Here is a 17,432-nt window from a genome sequence, read left to right on the forward strand (position 1 = left end):
AGTCAGTCACTTCGGTGGCTGGCTTTTCTTTTGGGGAGGCGGTTAGAGATGACTAATTACGGAAACAGAGTTCACGGGGACGGTCCTTTTGTTTCCGTCCCCGTGTTTCTGGTTCCGACTGTTGAGAAAACAGGGGACAGACACGAAAGGACCGTCCCTTTGTTTCCCTTTGTTTCCACTCCATTTTTCAGTATATTAAAAATAAGGCAATGATGGGAGATCTAATCCGGTCATTGCCTCATGTACTCTGTCAATCGTCTTCGTTTACTTCTGTCCTGTTGCTAAATAGGATTTAAGAAGAAACCGGCTTTTGTTTTTTCTGCCGGGCTTTCTCCAGTTCCCTGCGGAGGCGCTCAATTTCCTGCATCTGCTGGCCGATGGTTTCGTCTTTTTTTGACAGTTCCTGTTTTTGATGCGACAATTCCTGCATCTGCTGGCCGATAGTTTTGTCTTTTTTTGACAGTTCCTGCATCTGCTGGCCGATGGTTTCATCTTTTTTTGACAGTTCCTGCTTTTGCTGTTCGATGGTTTCCTGCTGTTCTTCGATCATCATCATAACCGTATTTTTGTCCAGGATGGAGAGTTCTTCTGAGAACATGTGCATCATCTCCTTCGTGTTTTGGCACATTGTGCAGATCCTGTCGTATAACGGACGGAAGATGCCGGGATAGTCCTCCAGGATCCGAAGGATGACCCGGGGGTCATCGGAGGACAGGAAGGCAAGCCAGGCCTCTTTTTCCGTCATGGGCTGCCCGCCCGCAGGGCGGAGCAGGGCATCAAGATGGCTCCGGAAAATATCAAGGGGGACGAAAATGTAGTTCTGCAGGAGATTCAGCTTCAGGCCGGTATCTGAAACAGGGGCGAAGGTGTGGATGTAATCCTGCCGGAACCTGTGGAATTCCCTCGTGGAGGTCTCCATAAACACGATGGTGTATACCGGTCGGATGTATTTGTAGCTGAATGTTCCCTTTTTACCCTCACTGTCTTTTTCCCTATTTCCGTCATTCTCCTGCGGACTGTCATTTTCGGAGAATTCCTTACGGATCCGCTGGTACTGGCGCAGGAGCAGGTCCGCGTTATAGCAGGCTGCCCGCTCACCGGGGAAATTGTATCCGATCTTCTGGACTTCGACGTTCACGATGCTCCCGTCAGACGCCTCCACTATGATGTCCATGATGACCAGTGTGTAATCCGCCCCCAGGTGGGATTCATTGGGGAGAATCTGCACGAGCTTTACATCGAGTCCGATCAGGACGGAGATCATGCGGGAAAGAGCCGCGGCCTCCACATCCGGGTCAAACACATATTTGAAATAGGAATCATAGAGGACGCGCACGCCCCTGTTGCCGCAGCAGAAGTCCAGAAACTCCTGCCGGCGGGAGGGTGTCAGGGACCGGAAAGCACCGGTCATCTCCGGGGATGCGGCAATCTCCTGAAGGACTTCTGTAAGCTCCCTGTACTGCGGAAAGGCGGAGCGCAGCGTTGGCAATCCTGCCTTGCCGTTTGCATCATACTGTGCCGCCTGCAGTATGTCTGTGCCGGAAAGGGCAGCTTTCCCACCCGCGGAAGCTGCTTTCTGTGTGCTTATGGTGTCGGTGTTCTTTGTCATATGCACCTCCTGCAATAAAATTGTGTGCGGAGGGGCTCCGGTGCTGCGGATGCAGGTCTGCCGGAGCCCCATGGAATAATGAGACTTCGGCAGCGCCGCGGTGCGGCACCGGTCGGACAAAGCACGCGGGGGCAGGGTCTGCCGCCCCTTGTATGTGCTTTTGGATATTTTCATTCTAACAGACACAGGATTATGGTTTCAAGACGGAATTTACGTCTTAGGAGAGTTCACGGGGACGGTCCTTTTGTTTCCGTCCCCGTGTTTCTGGTTCCGACTGTTGAGAAAACAGGGGGACAGACACAAAAGGACCGTCCCCTTGTTTACACTGCTGTGGAGAAGACGAATGCACTGGCACAATGCACTGACACAATGTGGCTGACATAATGCAGCATCGGGTTTCGGCACAGAAGATTGCACCTGGTTTTTAAGTATGGTAAAGTAATTACTGAGGCAGTGCAAATTTCAGAGCCTTTGTTTTGTGATCATCATACGTAAAAAAAGACCGGACTACGGACCTGAATAAGGGATGCCGGGAAAGGAGGAAATATCATTGAGTGATTTACAGAAATGTGAAGGAAAAAAAGAGTGCAGTGTTGCTGATAATGTTCTTGAATCCGCAACAGGCGGTGTTTCAGTTGATTACTTCAGAGTTAGAGAAAAAAACAGGAAAGTTGAAGGCCCTGTTCATGTTGGATGTGGTTCAAAGCTTATCTTTCAGCAGAATATGGGAGTGTATTACTGCCCTAAATGCAGAAAGGAAGTGCCTCTTAATGAAATCCTGAAATGATTATGAAATCCTGAAATGATTGTTTTTCTGCCTGCTGAGGCAGGTAAAAGGGAAACGGGTATCAAGAAATCCTGATACCCGTTTTTTACAATACATATACCTGTCTGACCGCTGCAGATATCTGCTTACATTTACGTCAGGGTATCATTTATTAATTATCAGGAGGGATAGTCATGAAAAGATCACTTAGAACCTTAATATGTGCAGCCCTGGCTGCGGCACTGCTGCTTCCGGCGGTGGTGTACGGAGCGGCGGCTTCCGGAAGCAGTACAGGAGAACCAGCTGCAGCTGCGGAGGATTCTCAGGCGCAGGATGAGAATGAGGATAAAAAGGATATCATGATCCTCTATACCAGTGATATCCACTGCGGGATCGATGAGGGGTTCGGATATGCCGGGCTGGAGCAGATCCTCAAATACGAGCAGGAAAAGGGCTATGAGGTCATCCTGGTGGACGACGGAGATAATATCCAGGGCGATCCCCTCGGACTGCTGACCAAGGGCGACGCTTTAATTGATCTCATGAACAAGATGGGCTACAGTGTAGCCATACCCGGTAATCATGAGTTTGACTATGGTGTGGACAATTTCCTTTCTCTTGCTGAAAAGGCACAGTTCAAATATATTTCCTGCAATTTCCAGTACAAGGGCGAAAATGTGTTTGACCCTTATGTCATCCGGGAGATCGGGGGGAGAAAGATCGGTTTTGTCGGCGTGACGACTCCCACTACGATCACGGCGTCCAAGCCCACACTTTTCGAGGATGAAAACGGTGAGTTTGTCTACTCTTTCCTCCAGGATGAGACGGGGGAGGGCGTATACAATGCCGTGCAGTCCGCTGTGGACAATGCGAGAACAGAGGGCGCGGAATATGTGATCGTGCTGGGTCACCTGGGAAATGAAGAACAATGCCGCCCCTGGACTTACGCGGATGTGATCTCCCATACCAACGGGATCGACGCCTTCCTGGACGGCCACAGCCATGACACGGATCAGGTGATCATGAAAAACAAGGACGGAAAAGAAGTTCCCCGCTCCGCCTGCGGGACCAAGATGCAGCACATCGGATGGTGCAGGATCCCCGCTGAGGGCGAAGTGACCGCTGGTATTTATTCCTGGACGCTTGACGATTCCGCACCAGAGGTGCTCGGAATCGAAAATGAAATGTCCACGGCAGTAAAGGAGGCAAGAGGCAGTATAAGCAAGCTCCTGGAAGGGAAAATCGCTGTTTCCGAACAGGAAATGACTATTTACGACCCTGTGGCTGTGGACCCCGAGTGGGGCAAAGTCCGCATGATCCGCCGGGCGGAAACGAACCTGGGCGATCTGTGTACAGATGCTTATCGGTTCGTGACCGGGGCAGACATCGCCCTGCTTGGCGGCGGAGGCATCCGGGTCAGTATTCCTGCCGGCGATGTCACGATGAAAAATATGTACGAAGTGTTTCCTTTCGGGAACGAAATCTGCGTTGTCCAGGCGACCGGCCAGCAGATTCTGGACGCGCTGGAATGGGGCGCGGCGGCAGTTCCCGGTGAAAACGGAGGCTTCATGCAGGTTTCCGGTCTTTCCTATGAGATCCACACCTATATTGATTCGACCTGCACAAAGGATGTCAACGGCATGTTCACTGGCGTTGCGGGCGAGCGCCGCGTCAGGAATGTAAAAGTCAACGGCACTCCGATCGACCCTGACGCCCTTTACAATGTGGCGGGAAATGATTACTGGTTCCTCAATGGCGGAGATGGACAAACCGCATTTAACGGCGCCGAGCGTGTTGACGCGGGAGGATTGCTGGATGTACAGCTGCTTGTCGATTATCTCACGGGAGAACTTGGCGGTGTGATCGGCAAAGAATACAGTGACCCCACCGGACAGGGCAGGATCGTCATCGTTGAGGAAAAACCTGCGGAATAAAAAAGGCAGAAAAAACAGAAACGGACAGAAACAGAGAGAAACAGACAAAAACAAAATAAAACAGAGAAGCAGCTGAGGAGAAAGAAACACAAAAGTCAAAACATGAATATAGCTCAATAAAGAAAAAACAGTAAAGAAAAAACAATAAAGAGGGATCAATAAAGATGGAGAAGGGGCGCCCGGGCACATTTGCCCAGTTTCATATGCCCCTTCTTTCTTTTATAATGGTTTATCTTTTTATAATGTTTAATCTTTTTTATAATGGTTAATAGTTTTGCAAGAGCTCTAAACGGTCAGATCAGATATGTTTCTTGATAACATATACCGGCAGAATAATATCTGCAGCTTCGGAAAATGATACTGGCCGGGATAAAGGGAGTAAAAAACACAATTTGCTGATCTGTCAGGAATTGAGCCGAAAGAGTAAAGGAGGTATCTGAATGAGGCAGAAATGGAGAATTCTGTCAGCTGTAGCTGCTGTTCTGCTGTTTCTGGGGGGTATTGCCGGATGCGGTGCTGCAGGGGGATTGGAAGACGGCAGCGAAAAAGTCAGATTGATGGTCTGGTCACCTTCAGAGGATCAGTCCCGGGATTCCGGGGAGTGGCTTCAGACATGCTGCGCCCTGTTTGCGGAGCAGCATCCAGAGTGGGACATCACATTTGTGTACGGAATTGCAGACGAGGGAACCGCTGCCAGTTCCATAGCGCAGGATCCGGAAGCGAGCGCAGATGTCTTTTTGTATGCCAATGACAATATCACTACGCTGACAGACGCCCAGGCGCTTGCGAAATTTGGCGGCAAATACGAAGAGCAGATCCGGGAAAATGCCAGTGAGACACTGCTGAATTCCGTCACGATGGACGGCTTTCTATATGGTGTTCCTTTCACGACAAACACATGGTTTATGTATTACGACAAGAGCGTGTTCTCTGAAGAAGATGTAAAGAGTCTTGAGACAATGCTGCAGAAGGGTGTCGTGTCATTTCCCTTTACAAACGGCTGGTATCTGCCTGCCTTTTATTTCGGAAACGGCTGCACGATGTTCGGCGACGGCACCCGGGAAGAAGAGGGGGTGGACTTCGGCGGCGATAATGCGGTCGAAGTCACAAATTACCTGATCGACCTGATCCATAATCCCCATTTTGTTGTGGATGCAGACGGTTCCGGAATGGCCGGCCTGCGGGACGGATCCATCAACGCTGTTTTTTCCGGTTCCTGGGACTACGAAAGTGTCAAGCACATTCTGGGTGATAACCTGGGCGCAGCCGCTCTTCCCGAATATACACTGGACGGCACCCCCAGGCAGATGTACGCCTATTCCGGTTCCAAAGCGATCGGTGTAAATGCCCATTCCGAGTACATGGTTCCTGCGGTTGAGCTTGCAATCTATCTGGGCAGCGCAGAAGCGCAGAGACTTCACTATGAGCTTCGTTCCGTGATTCCATGTTCAACAGAGCTTCAGGAGGATCCTGTCATCACCTCAGATCCCGTTTTCCTGGCTCAGAACGAAACGTTTGACAGGACATCCAAACTCCAGCCCTTCGTCTCCCGTATGGCGAACTGCTGGGCACCGATCGAAAACATGGGCAAATCGATCCGCAACGGTACTGTGACGCACAAAAACGCCGCAGAACAGACCAAAGCGATGAATAAAGCCATGAACAGCAACGGAATTCAGTAGAAGGGAGGAATCGACATGAGAGAAAAAAACACCGGCAATTTCGAATTGTCGGATCCAGGCCTGTCAGTGATCCTGAAGAACGGAAGGACAGAGACCAGACTATCTGCCCTGATCATGGGACTGGGCTGTTTATTACACAAACAGGTCATCAAGGGTGCGCTTTATCTGGCAATAGAGATCGCTTTTGTGATGTTCATGATCCGCAGCGGCTTCCGCAGCCTGGCCATGCTGCCTGGTCTTGGATCAGTGCCGCAGAAAGAGGTCTGGAACGAGGAGCTGCAGGTATATATGTACACCAAAGGAGATCAGTCCATCCTGATCCTGCTCTATGGGCTGGGGATCATCATGATCATTGTCCTGTTCTTCGTGATCTGGCGCGCCGGTATGCGGAGCGTCTACAGGGCGGAGATGCTGGACCTGGCGGGCAGCCACGTGCCTTCTTTTACAGAGGACCTGAAAAGCCTTCTGGATGAAAACCTGCCTTATACACTCATGACACCGCCCATGTTTTTCATTATTGTGCTCACAATTCTGCCCCTGGTCTATATGATCTGCATGGCCTTTACCAATTACAGCAGGATAGACAACCATCTGATCCTGTTCGACTGGGTCGGACTTCGGAATTTCGCAACGCTTTTTGACAGAAGTTCTGTTCTGGGCGGTACATTCTGGAGAGTCCTGATCTGGACACTGGTCTGGGCCTTTTTCGCGACCTTCACCAACTACTTCTTCGGAATGATCCTGGCGATCCTGATCAACCGAAAGGACACAAAAATCAAGGCCTTCTGGAGGTTTTGCTTTGTACTGTCCTGCGCAGTTCCCATGTTTGTTTCCCTGCTGGTCATGCGCACCATGCTGCAGCCGGAAGGCGCAGTCAACGTGATGCTCCGCAATGTCGGCCTTATTCCTGCCGGAATAAGCCTGCCTTTTTTTACCAATGCCACATGGGCAAGGATCACCGTCATCGTCATCAATATCTGGGTGGGAGTGCCCTATACCCTCCTGCAGCTGACGGGCGTTCTGCAGAACATTCCTGCAGACCTTTATGAGGCTGCCGAGGTGGACGGAGCAAACCAGATCCAGCAGTTCTTCTCGATCACTCTCCCTTATATGTTCTATGTGACCACACCTTACCTGATCGCTACATTTACAGCCAATGTGAACAACTTCAACGTGATCTACCTTCTTTCCGGCGGCGACCCGGTGACCAACCTTGCCTCCACGGCAGGAGATACGGATCTGCTGGTCACCTGGCTCTATAAGCTGACCATTGAGAAACAATACTATAACATCGGCGCGGTCGTCGGCATCCTGACCTTTATCATCCTTGCTGTCGGCTCCCTGCTGACTTACCGCAACAGTAAATCCTACAAGGAAGAAGGAGGTTTCTGACGATGAAAAACGCAAAAGCAAAGCGGACCCGCAATAATGTGATCGTGCATATCATCCTGGCGATTCTGGCTGCAATCTGGGTCTTCCCCATCTTCTGGGTCATTCTCACCAGCTTCCGCGCGGAAAAAGGATCATATGTGTCGACATTTTTTCCCAAAGCTTACACATTGGCCAACTACAAAAAGCTCTTTACAGACACAACGATCCTGAATTTCCCGAGAATGTTTACAAACACACTGATCATCGCAGTGTTTTCCTGCATTTTGTCCACCTTCTTTGTGCTCAGTGTCGCCTACTGCCTCTCGAAGCTTCGTTTTAAGTATCGCAAGACCTACATGAACATGGCTATGATCCTGGGGCTTTTCCCCGGCTTCATGAGCATGGTCGCGGTCTATTTCATCCTGAAAACCCTGAGGCTGACGGAAGGATCGCTGATCCCGGTGGCTCTCATCCTGTGCTATTCCGGCGGCGCGGCCCTCTCCTTCCAGATTGCCAAGGGCTTCTTTGACACTATACCTGCTGCGATCGATGAGGCGGCAATGATCGACGGCTGCACACACTGGCAGGTCTTCACCAAAATCACACTTCCCCTGTCCAGGCCGATCATCGTTTACACGATCCTGACTTCTTTCATTGCTCCATGGGTGGATTTCATCTTCGCAAAAGTAATATGCCGTGCCAATGCAGACCAGTACACGGTCGCGATCGGTCTGTGGAAAATGCTGGAGAAGGAATACATCGATAACTGGTACACGCGCTTTGCGGCCGGAGCAGTGCTGATCTCGATCCCGATTGCAGCCCTGTTCATGTATCTGCAGAAGTATTACGTAGATGGACTGACCGGCGGTGTCAAAGGATGAAGCGTTATTGCCTGGCCCATCGGCGACTGACGACAACACAGTTTCACAGTGTCCGAGATGGTGATTTTAATTCTGTTATGATTGAGACGTCACACTAGTCCCGGTCTACTCTTTTATAAAAAGTACCACGCTGTTCGGTTCTTCAGAATCGGGATCATAGCTATACCGGATCTCCTCGGCTGTGGTCTGGAGCATAGTGAGGGACAGTTCGTTATCCGACTGCCGCGGATCGAACTGCTCCCCGTTGTAGGTGACCGTCAGATCTGTCCGCTCCGTCTGCGAGGAGTGCTCAAGGATCACATGGATCTGTGTGCAGTCCAGGTGCGGCAGCAGGATCTGATGAACCAGTTCCTCGAGAGCCAGGCAGATCCTGTATTTTTCTTTCGTTGTCATGTTATTTTGCTGGCAGTAACGATCGATCTCCGCTCCCCAGCGGAGAAAGTCGAAGCCGGTTCTGTCAATATCAAACTCCAGAACCTTGAGCTTTTGGATAAAGCGGCGGGTCCGTTCTTTTTGGGGGTGATCGAAGATCTGCTCGGGAGTACCCTCTTCATAGATGCCGCCCTCGTCCATGAAAAAGACACGGTTGGAGATCGCACGCGCAAAGTTCATCTCATGTGTGACGATCATCATGGTTTTCCCGCTGGTGGAAAGATCCCGGATGACCGCCTGTACTTCATCCACCATGGTCGGGTCCAGTGCGCTGGTCGGCTCATCGAGAAGGATGATCTCTGGATCCATCGCCAGCGTACGAGCGATAGCGACGCGCTGTTTCTGCCCGCCTGAGAGCTCGTCCGGATAGCTCAGTGCTTTATCCGCAAGCCCTACCATCCGCAAAAGTTCCATGCCTCTGTCATAGGCCGCCTGCCGGCTCATTCCTTTCAACTCCACCGGGGAGAACATGATATTCTCAATAACTGTCATGTGTCCGAAGAGGTTAAAGGACTGGAAAACCATGCCCATACGCTGCCGGATACGGTTGATGTCACAGCGGCGGTCGGTGATTTCGTCCTCCCCCACCCGGATCTTCCCTGACGTGGGCTTTTCCAGGAGATTGATGCAGCGCAGCAGCGTGCTCTTGCCCGTACCGGAGGGCCCGATGACCGCGATCACGTCGCCGTCATGGATCGTCACGCTCACATCCTTCAAAGGAGTGGTGTCAGGATATTCTTTTTTCAGATGTTCGATTTTAATCATCTGTCTTGACCCCCTTCAAAATACGGGCTTTCGACCGCTTTTTCGGATCGCTCCGCACACGCAGCCAGCCCACCAGAATGTTCATCAGTCCCTCCAGAACAAAATAGATGACTGTGACGGCGATCAGCGGGAAAAATGCCTCATAAGTCCGGCTGCGCACAATATCGCCTATTTTGGTCAGATCCTGCACAGCTATGTAGCCTACGACAGCCGTCGCCTTGATGAGTCCGACGATCTCTCCCTGATAAGCGGGAAGGATGTGAGGAATAGCCTGGGGCAGGATGATCCGGAAAAAGGTGCGGCTGTTGGAGTGGCCCAGCGCATAGGCTGCTTCATACTGACCCCGGTCGACGGTTCCGACGCCCATTTTCATCAGGCTGAACACGGAGGAGCCGAAAGTCAGAGTAAAGCCGATCACTGCCACCACTATACCGCTGATGGATACTTTTCCAAAAACAATATAAAACAGGACCATCAGGAGCACTACCATCGGCATTCCCTGTACCAGCCATACACAAAACCGGGCAATGGTATTGGCGGCGGGGCTGCCGTTGCGGCAAAGCAAAAAGGCTCCAAACCCAAGCGCTGTTCCAAAGAGGATTGAGAGTACGGTGATGAGGAGTGTCGTTTCGACGCCATGTACAAATAACTTCCAGCGGTTTTCCCGGATAAAGGTCTTGTTGAAACTGGATACAATGCCTCCCCACAGGGAATCATTCCCGGAATCACCGGCCAGGGCATTTTCCTTCAGTACCACCAGGACCGTGCCTCCGCGAAAAGTAGGCTCGGAAAACAGCACGCTCTCCATCCGTTCAGGTGTGATGTTGATGCCGGCTGCGGAAAAGTCGCACTTCCCTGATTGTACCGAAGGCAATATCCCGTCGAAGTTCATGTCCACGATATCCATACCGTAGCCGCAGGCCTCGCAAAACATAACGCAGATCTCCATGTCATAGCCCACGATCTCCCCGTCGCGCACGTATTCAAAGGGAGCATAACCGGCTTCTGTCGCGACCCGGAGCGTCCCGTTCTCCGCGGACAGATGTTTGCTGTCCGGCATGGTCTTTGCCGCTTCGTCCTCACCGAACCATTTGGAGGCCAGCATATCCAGCGTACCATCAGGCAGTTGATGGAGGAAATCATTACACTGATTGCGCAGGGCTTCTCCTTTTTTGGTCTTCGGAAACGCGAGAGCAAAGGAATAGGTATCCAGATAATCGGGCAGCCAGGTGACCTCACTGTATTCCTGTGTCACAATTTGTGCCGCCGGCTCATCAATAGCGAAGGCATCAATCTTGTGCCCGGTGAGCGCTGCCACCAGATCAGCCTTGGTGTTGAAATAGGCCACTTTGGCGTCCGGCATATTTTTCTTTACCATTTTGTCAAAACTGGTACCGGTCTGTACACCTATTCGGGCGTGCTCAAACCGGGAAAGAGAAGTATCCCCGCTAAGCTCTTCTGCGTTCACCTGCCGGAAAAGAAACGCGGAAAGAGCAAGGAGGAGACAGACTCCGAGCACCGCCGCACGTTTAAAAAACATCTTCAAACTCATCATATCACTCCCAGATCACTTTTTTTAAGCTCATTCGGATACTGATTCAGGCCTATTCATGATACAGGAAATAATCCCCAATGTCTAACGGTTCCCATAGCAGAGCAGAGGATTGAGGAACGGTTCCCTGGTTCGCAGAAAAAGCCTTATGAAGCAGGGAAAGTACTTGGACGAAATTCTTTTTGTAATGCTATAATCAATGGGGCACGGGTGGGGTACGGGGACGGTCCTTTTGTTTCCGTCCCCTTGTTTCTGGTTCCGACTGTTGGGAAAACAGGGGGACAGACCCGAAAGGACCGTCCCTATATTTCGTTGGGAAAACAGGGGGACAGACCCGAAAGGACCGTCCCTATATTTCCAGGCTGAGAAATTCAATACTATGACGAAAGGACGAATCATCATGAAAAGAGGAAACCGGTTTTTGGCAATGATTCTGGCGGTTGTACTGGCTGCAGGATCCCTGCAGGGAACAGCTTATGCAGCGCAGCAGATGGAGAGTTCACAGGAGGGCATCTCTCAAGAGGACGTCAGTCAGTTCAGTGAAGAGACAGAAGAGGATACAGAAAAAAACGAAAAGGATGTGCAGGAGGATGGAGAAGCGGATGCTCAGCCTTCTGAAAGCGATTTTTCTCAGGAAGAGGCTGATGATATAGAACCCGGTCAGGCAGACGACAATATAGAAACTGCGGTACAGCCTGCGGAGACAGAGAATAGTCCGGAAGACACAGGGGCTTCTCAGGAAAGTGCAGAGATCACGCAGGAAGAGATGTCTGATCCGCAGGAAGAGATAGTGGATCCACAGGAAAGCGCAGAGACCCCGCAGGAGGAGATGGAAGATCTGCAGGAAAACAGTGAGGTTCTGCAGGAATCCGCGGAAGCATCCGCTGATCCGCAGGAGGATCTGCCCGAACTGGTCGAGGTCGAGCTGGATCTGGAGGATGAGATCCTGAATGTCACCCCTGCCATGGCAGCTTCAGTGGATACCGGAGCTGCACAGTCCTGTGAGACTCTCGAGGAGACACTCGGGTATGTCAGGGAGCAGGCTTTCTCCAGGACGGAGACGATCACAGTGCTTGTGCCCGAGTCTGTTTTCCTTGCGCTTGATCTGGTAGGCTTTTCTGATCTTTTTGCCCACGCGGGAGAACCGCGAGGGGGAGATTATCTCAAGAGCGCCATCTGGTCGATCAGGGCAGGATACCAGAGCCAGGAAGGGATGTACGCAGTTGTATATCATCTGCTTTACCACGACAGCGCAGAGGAGGAGCAGGAGGCGGACAGGGAGACAGCCCGCCTGGTCAGTGCGCTTGGACTGAAGGATAATACAAAGAGCGATTACGACAAGATAAAGGCGATTCACGATTACATTTGCGAAACTGTGGAGTATGACTACGATACTCTATACGGAAATCGGGACGATTATCCTCAGACCTACTGCGGATACGGCGCACTTGTCAGGCATCTGGCCGTCTGCCAGGGGTACTCCTCGATGTTTTACCGTCTTGCCCTGGAAGCCGGGATCGACACCAGGATTATAAGCAGTAAAAAAATGGCCCATGCCTGGAATATTGTCCGGCTGGGAGATTTGTATTATCTGGTGGACTGCACCTGGGATGAGAACACCAATACAGAAGAATTCTTCCTTAAAGGGAAAAAAGATTTTGCCCGGCATGAGAACAGTGATGATGATTTCCATGAGGCGGCTTTTGCGGAGCGCTATCCGTTGTCTGAGTACCGGTACGGATTTTCCCTGCAGAATCTGGGCGCGGCGCCCGACTACACTCTGCTCACCTGGAATCACGGGACTGTTTCCACATCGGCAAAGGACGGCCGTGCGAAGGTGCTTCTCTTTTTCTTCGAAGGCTGTTCGTTTACGGAGCCGATTCTGGAATCCCTGAGGGAGAAGACCTTCTCCGGGGTGGATTTTGTTTATGCATATATGAAATGGGATATAGAAGCACAGAAGAGAATCATTTCCGAAATAGGGAAGAGCCTGCCGGCAGATGTCCCCGGTACATATGCAGTATGCAACAATAACCTGGAGGCACTCAGCGAACTGGAGGAACTTACAGGAATCGCGGATCCCGAAGGATACACTTATTCTCCGACTATATTCCTGATCAATTCCAAGAACCAGATCGTCCTGGCCCAACACGGTGATCCCGGCAATCTTGAGATGATCGTCCGTGATTTTCTGGAGGATCCCAATGCCCCGGAGCCTGCCGGGGAGGACTTTGGAGAACCTGCAGCGATGGGAAACTGCGGAAACAGTGCAGTCTGGCGCTTCTATGAGGACGGCACCCTCCGGATCAGCGGTGATGGACCTCTCTGGGACAATCTCTACAGTAGTTCCCTTATCGGATGGGTCGACGAGGAGTTGATAAAGGAAGAAGATTCCTTTGCTCTTGAAAATATCCGCGGGGATTTTGTGAAGAATATCGTCATCGACGCCGGGATCACGCGGTTGGGAATGGGGATCATCCGGTCTTTTGAGAACCTGGAATCCATCACCTTCCGCGGCCCTCTTCCCGATATTGACCAGCAGGGTCTGTATCATGGCTTCCGCATCTATTATCCGGAGGCGGAAGACAGTTGGAAAAACGCTGACAAAAGCATTTTTACTTCCTCTACAAAGTGGATCTCTCTGGACGAGAACGGTGTGCACCACCACAAATGGGGAGCATGGAAAACTATAAAAGCCGCGACCGTTCAGACGGAAGGCAGAAAGGAAAGATCCTGTACAGAGTGCGGGGTTAAAACGACTGCGGCTATCCCTAAGCTCGACCCCATCCCGATCACAAGCGCGAAGGTTACCTTCCCGGATTCCCTTGTCTATAACGGATCGCCCCAGAAGCCGGTCCCCACTGTTAAAGCCGGTTCCTCGACGCTGAAAGCAGGGACGGATTACCGGATCACCTACAAAAACAACACTCATGCCGGGACTGCCCAGGCAGTTCTTACCGGAACAGGGGACTATGCCGGAACCCTTACAGCTTCATTCAGGATTGGAAAGGCGGCACAGAAACTCACTGCCAAAGGCCCTTCCAGCCTGTCGGCCGGTAAGACAGCCTCTGTCACTGTGAGCGGAGCGAAGGGGACGAAGACCTTTTCATCTTCGAATACAGCAATAGCGGCTGTGGATAAAAATGGTTTGATTACAGCGAGGAAGGTCGGTACAGCGAAGATCACAGTGACATCCTCGGCGACTTCGGACTTCAACAAGGCTTCCAAAACCCTTACGATCAACATTGTTCCCGCAGCGACAGCTTCTCTTACCGCAGACAATCAGGCGAAGGGTATTAAACTTACCTGGAAAAAGGTGGACGGCGCGAACGGTTACCATGTCTATCGTGACGGCACAAGGATCAAGACCATTACCAGCGGCGGCACTGTGACCTATACCGACACCGCCGCCAATACCAACGGCACGAAGTATACCTACAAGATCGTGGCCAAGGCATCGACCGGGAACAGCACCCTGTCGAAGTCCCTTACGACCTACCGCGTGGCGCAGCCCACAGTGAAGACCCTGACCAACAGCTCTTCCAAAAAGATGACCGTGACCTGGGCGAAGAACGCCAGGGCGACCGGTTATCAGATCCAGTACAGCACCGACAGCGGCTTTAAGAGTGGAAACAATAGTGTAAATGTCTCTAATGTTTCCACCGTCTCCAAAGTTATTGGAAGTCTGTCAAAAGGGAAGACCTATTATGTCCGGATTCGGACTTACAAAACTGCCGGCAGTAAAAACTACTGGTCCGCATGGAGCGCGAAAAAGAGCGTGAAGATCAGTAAATGAGCACTGTACTATGTTTGGCTTCCAGTTCGACGATGAGGAGCTTTACATAGTCGCTAATTCGCGAAAGGGATTATACAGCCAGTGCAATAGGGATGTCATAAACTATATCCTAAGCCCGAAAGTGCTTGGAATGAAATTAAAATGCAAGGGGAGAGTCACGGTTTACCCGGGACTCTCCCCTTGCATACTATCTCAATAAAGTCCGATATTGATTTACAGTTGATGTAGCGCCGGATACGTGAACCGTACGTCCGGTGCAATGGGAGGGGCGGAGCCATTCAGCTCCCCTCTACCCTAATAGTCAGATTTTAATAGTCAGACTTTATAAGTCAGATTTTATAGCTGTGTCTTCAGCGGTCAGATCAACCGCCGGATCGACAGCCGGATCGACAACCGGATTTGATCATTGGATCTAAAGCATCCAGATTCACAACAGCTGAATTCTTATAACCTGATTGCTGACAGCCCTGTCCTCAATAACCGGAATCTACGATTTCCCAACCACCGTTTTCAGTGCGTCCCAGCCACCACTGGTAATCGGTATATTCATAATCAGGCTCCCAGGCAGAGAGACCACTTTCGACCGGGCTGTGGAAGCTGCCCAGAAATTCGGCGACCTGTGTGTATTTTTCTGTTACGCCTTCATGGGAATTCAGCCATGCGATGTTTTCTTCGGTGCAGCACTCATCCCCGGCATAGCGCAGGCTGTGGAGCTCGCAACCCTTCCAGGAGGCGAAGCTGCATTTGATCTGGATGGCGGCCTCTTCCAGATCTTCCTGACTGTAGAGTTCGGAAGTGCCGTAGTCGATATCCACATCTGTCTCATTGACATCGCCCAGGTAACTCTCCAGGGTCACACCGGTTGACATGATCTCTTTTGCAATATCAACGCTGTCGACATACCGGATGTGCCATGGTTCATAGCCATAACCAGTGAGATGCTCCTTACCCTCCAGAAAACGGAGGACGAAGCCGTAGTCTGCAATCTTCGCATGGATCTTTTCCCAGATCTCAGGATACTGGATCATGTCTTCGTTTTCAACAACGTCGACGCCGTCGATAATGAGATACAGATCCAGCGCCAGTCCGGTGTGGTGTTCAGAGAAGCCCGGAGTCGCAACTGTCTTTGCGGCATAGTCCGCACCGTATTTTTTTGTAAAATCGTCCATGATCCTCTGCTGATCAGCGACACTGCGGCGGCCGGAATCAAGATCCACGTACACACCCTCCTTTTCCAGGTCTTCCTTCAGGAGCAGGTAGGCATCATAGGTCTTTTTCTCCACCTCTACATCATCGCCCAGGGAATTTGTCGTATGGACGGTCTCAAGCGCGTCCTCCCAGCCCTCAGGCAGGGGATGAATCTTGTTGACCAGCACGAGATAGTTGATGCCCTCTGCAGCAGTCTGTGCACCGTCCGTGGCGGCAGTGGAGGCTGTTTCAGGAGCCACCTCTGTGGAGAAGGCAGCGGCCTCAGCAGTCGAAAACTCAGCAGCTGCTGCGGTCGAAAAGGCAGCGGCGTCAGCGGAAAGAGCAGCAGAAGCTTCCTCAGAGGCGGCAGCAGAGAGACCTGCAGAGGCATCATCAGAATCTTCAACAGAATCCACAGCGGAAACGTCGGCAGGAGCTTCCGTTTCTTTTTCTGTATCTGCGGAGGGAGCAGCGGTTCCGGAAGAACAGGCCGCGAGCGCAAATACCATACCTGCCGCAACGATCAGGCTGCAGCATTTTTTCCATGTTTTTTTCATAACTTTTTTCCTCGCTTGTTCTGTTGTTTTGATATGGTGTTTTTCTTAAAACCACAAAAACACAGGTGCCGCTACTATAATACCTTAGTATTCATCAGAATGGGAACGGTTTCGTATTATTTTAAATTGTTTTCACAAAGTGTCGGTTGTTATCACAGAGTATTCTCGGGGACGGTCCTTTTGTATCTGTCCCCTTGTTCCTGATTTTGACAGTTGGGGGGCAAGGGCAGACTGTCCGATAACCCACCATGTTTACAGTAAAAATTTTATCAAATTACTGGCCATGCTATGATCTGATCCAGGAAGCCAGCAAACCTGGCGGACTTTTTTGTCTGTGCAGCAGCGGCTTACGCCCCTGCTGCTTCTGACCCAAGCCGTGGATCCTGCTTCCAACCATATGTCTTCTGCACACCGCTTTTGCTGACTGGTCCCCAGACAGCAAAAGCATGTTTCCTCTTCCGGCATCATGCGTTAACAGTTCATATAACGAATAAAGACGTCCACTGTTTTTCCTATATATAGTATAATGTATGCAGGAGGTGTACATTATGCCGTATGTAAAGACAATCGACCGGAATCAAATGTATATGACATCACTTGACATGATGGTTGATCCCGACAGCATCGCAAGGATCATTGATGCCTTTGTTGATTCGCTCGATCTGACGGGAATGGGTTTCACAAACACCAATCCATCATCAGAAGGCCGGCCTGCTTATAACCCGGGGTCATTGCTCAAGCTGTACCTGTATGGCCACAGGAATAACATGCGCTCTTCAAGAAAACTCCAGAAAGCCTGCCATGTGAACATTGAGGCAAAATGGCTCATGAAAGGTGCCGAGCCCGATTTCAGAACGATTTCCGACTTCAGGAAAGACAATGTCAGCAGGCTCAAAGAC

11 protein-coding genes are annotated in these 17,432 nt (G+C 51.0%); 7 read left to right on the forward strand and 4 right to left on the reverse strand.

Translation table 11 applies throughout. The annotated features are described in order from the left end of the window. Positions 1-292: 292 nt before the first annotated feature. Positions 293-1,609 carry a hypothetical protein gene (locus tag BLT02_RS05330; protein WP_092992304.1) on the reverse strand — a complete coding sequence of 439 codons (1,317 nt, stop codon included), beginning with the start codon at positions 1,607-1,609 and terminating at the stop codon, positions 293-295. Positions 1,610-2,159: 550 nt separating this feature from the next. Here BLT02_RS05330 and BLT02_RS05335 point away from each other — a divergent pair. The 5 genes from BLT02_RS05335 (at position 2,160) to BLT02_RS05355 (ending at position 8,243) form a co-directional block, all read left to right on the forward strand. Then, complete coding sequence (locus tag BLT02_RS05335; RefSeq protein ID WP_139187427.1) at positions 2,160-2,396, forward strand: hypothetical protein; 237 nt, start codon at positions 2,160-2,162, stop codon at positions 2,394-2,396. 173 nt (positions 2,397-2,569) lie between these two features. After that, complete coding sequence (locus BLT02_RS05340; RefSeq protein ID WP_092992308.1) at positions 2,570-4,309, forward strand: bifunctional metallophosphatase/5'-nucleotidase; 1,740 nt, start codon at positions 2,570-2,572, stop codon at positions 4,307-4,309. Between the two features lie 440 nt (positions 4,310-4,749). Then, positions 4,750-5,991, forward strand: a complete 1,242-nt coding sequence (locus BLT02_RS05345) for an extracellular solute-binding protein (RefSeq protein ID WP_092992310.1) — start codon at positions 4,750-4,752, stop codon at positions 5,989-5,991. Between the two features lie 15 nt (positions 5,992-6,006). Next, positions 6,007-7,383: a carbohydrate ABC transporter permease gene (locus BLT02_RS05350; protein WP_092992312.1), complete on the forward strand. Its 1,377-nt coding sequence runs from the start codon at positions 6,007-6,009 to the stop codon at positions 7,381-7,383. A 2-nt stretch (positions 7,384-7,385) separates the two neighbouring features. Next, complete coding sequence (locus BLT02_RS05355; RefSeq protein ID WP_092992314.1) at positions 7,386-8,243, forward strand: sugar ABC transporter permease; 858 nt, start codon at positions 7,386-7,388, stop codon at positions 8,241-8,243. Positions 8,244-8,348: 105 nt separating this feature from the next. On the opposite strand, the gene BLT02_RS05360 is transcribed toward BLT02_RS05355, so the two are convergent. Together BLT02_RS05360 and BLT02_RS05365 are read right to left on the reverse strand one after the other, a co-directional pair. Next, entirely contained in the window at positions 8,349-9,440 is a 1,092-nt protein-coding gene (locus BLT02_RS05360) for an amino acid ABC transporter ATP-binding protein (protein WP_092992316.1), read from the reverse strand. Beyond that, on the reverse strand, positions 9,433-10,980 hold the full coding sequence (locus BLT02_RS05365; RefSeq protein ID WP_175453700.1) for an ABC transporter substrate-binding protein/permease: 1,548 nt from the start codon (positions 10,978-10,980) through the stop codon (positions 9,433-9,435). The genes BLT02_RS05360 and BLT02_RS05365 overlap by 8 nt, the downstream gene beginning before the upstream one ends. Positions 10,981-11,392: 412 nt before the next feature. Here BLT02_RS05365 and BLT02_RS05370 point away from each other — a divergent pair, with 412 nt between their 5' ends. Further along, positions 11,393-14,788, forward strand: a complete 3,396-nt coding sequence (locus BLT02_RS05370; RefSeq protein WP_175453701.1) for a transglutaminase domain-containing protein — start codon at positions 11,393-11,395, stop codon at positions 14,786-14,788. A gap of 473 nt (positions 14,789-15,261) precedes the next feature. Here BLT02_RS05370 and BLT02_RS05375 read toward each other — a convergent pair whose 3' ends face one another. Next, positions 15,262-16,533 carry a M15 family metallopeptidase gene (locus BLT02_RS05375; protein WP_092992322.1) on the reverse strand — a complete coding sequence of 424 codons (1,272 nt, stop codon included), beginning with the start codon at positions 16,531-16,533 and terminating at the stop codon, positions 15,262-15,264. A 548-nt stretch (positions 16,534-17,081) separates the two neighbouring features. Here BLT02_RS05375 and BLT02_RS05380 point away from each other — a divergent pair. Next, positions 17,082-17,432: transposase (locus tag BLT02_RS05380; protein ID WP_175453702.1), on the forward strand; the 351-nt coding region annotated here is incomplete at its 3' end.

It is taken from the genome of Sarcina sp. DSM 11001, assembly GCF_900101015.1.
Classification (GTDB): Bacteria; Bacillota; Clostridia; order Lachnospirales; family Lachnospiraceae; genus CAG-791.